Genomic DNA, 1,681 nt, shown 5'->3' with positions numbered 1-1,681 from the left:
TAATTTGCTCCGCTGTCAAGTCCTTCTTGAAGAAGTAATGATTATGGTCACCGTGTGAGATGACAAAGCCTTGATTATCCTCACTTATGACTCTATCTGCATCAAAACCATGATTATGCTCCTCATCACTATGGTTCCCATGATTATCTTTATCCTGTTCATCATCATGTGCTGGACTTGGTGTTACTGGCGTCTTACCTTTCAAATGATCTTGGGCGGCCTTAATTTGCTCTGCTGTCAAATCTTTCTTAAAGAAGTAATGATTATGATCGCCGTGTGACATGACAAAGCCTTGCTCATCCTCACTGATGACACGATTAGCATCAAAACCGTGATCATGGTCTTCATCATGATGAGCGTCATGTCCATGTTCTTCATGCTTAGGGGCATGACTTCCATGGTCACCGTCTTTCTCATGATGATGGTTTTGCTGAGTAGGTTTTTCTGCTGGTTTGCTTGGATTCTCCAATGGTGTTGGTTTCACACTGTCACTAGTTAGAGGAATCATTCTCGCAATCTTTTCTTCTAATGCAGAAAGCTTTGTATAGGGAATGAAATGATAGTGATTTCCATGAGGAATCGCTACACCACTCGGTGTCCTGCTTAAAATCTTAGCAGGATCAAAAGTCAAACCATCCGATTCAGCATATCGTTGAGTACTTGGAAGAGCATAGAGCTGCTGTAATAGACTTTGAAGACTCTCGGCTTTATTACTTGGTATTTCAGCCTGTTGAATAGGCTTGGTAGTTTGACCAGTCCCATTTGTACTTGGACGATAGTCAGTCACACTAGGCTGATTTCTAGTTCCAGAGAGGTAAGCTTGTGCTGCAGCCAATTCACTAGCAGACAAGGAACTCTTTGGAATGTAGTGGTAATGTCCTCCGTGAGGGACGATATAAGCATCACCAGTATCCTCTATAATATCAGATGCATTAAAGATGTAGCCATCATCAGTAGTATAGCGACCTTGAGATTGAGCAAGCGCCACTGCACTATTAGATGTTGGTGCATCGTGAGTATGACCTTGTTTTTGGCGTTCAATTTCGTCCTTCGAACGAACGTTATCCGCATGTGCCACATCCTTAAGGTAAACATAATACTTACCATCCACTTTGATAATGTAACCACCTTTGATTTCGTTAACAATATCAGCGTCTTTAAGTTGATAATTGGCATCTTTCATCAAAAGTTCTTCACTGAAAATCGCATCAAAAGGAACTTTCCCATTATAATAATGGAAATGATCACCGTGTGAAGTCACATAACCTTGATCAGTGATTTTCACAACAATCTGTTCAGCCTGGATATCTTCTTTTTTGCTGACTTGCTCTGGTGTTTGTGTCTCTGTTTTTGGAGTGTCTTGTTTTCCATCGACATAAGATACACGATTCGTATCTTTGTTCTCTCCTGTCTGATGTTGATTCAATGCATAAATACAAAGACTTAAAGAAAGGACGACAGCTGCACCAGCAGCAAGTTTCTTCTTATTTATTTTCATAATCTCCTCATTTCAATTCTTCTGCTAAAATACTCATATTGTCTTCTAGGTTTTCTAGATAAGTCTTGTCATTTTGTGGGTCTGCCTCTAAAGGATTCAGAGTTTTTAGACCCACACCTGTTGATTTGACAAGAGTTTCAGCTACTTTTGAAGAAGCATTACTTTCTGTAAAAATTGTTTTAA

The 1,681-nt window shown here is 39.8% G+C and carries 2 protein-coding genes; both read right to left on the bottom strand.

Annotation, left to right across the window (positions count from 1 at the left end; genetic code table 11):
- A partial coding sequence (locus tag HMPREF2628_RS03265) for a pneumococcal-type histidine triad protein (protein WP_142350487.1) occupies positions 1 to 1,498 on the bottom strand: 1,498 nt, incomplete at its 3' end.
- A gap of 7 nt (positions 1,499 to 1,505) precedes the next feature.
- The coding region (locus HMPREF2628_RS03260) for a metal ABC transporter solute-binding protein, Zn/Mn family (RefSeq protein WP_180364266.1) at positions 1,506 to 1,681 on the bottom strand (176 nt) is incomplete at its 5' end.

It is taken from the genome of Streptococcus sp. HMSC063B03 (assembly GCF_001836965.1).
GTDB classification, from domain to species: domain Bacteria; phylum Bacillota; class Bacilli; order Lactobacillales; family Streptococcaceae; genus Streptococcus; species Streptococcus pneumoniae_F.
This window is presented reverse-complemented; position numbering and strand designations above follow the sequence as displayed.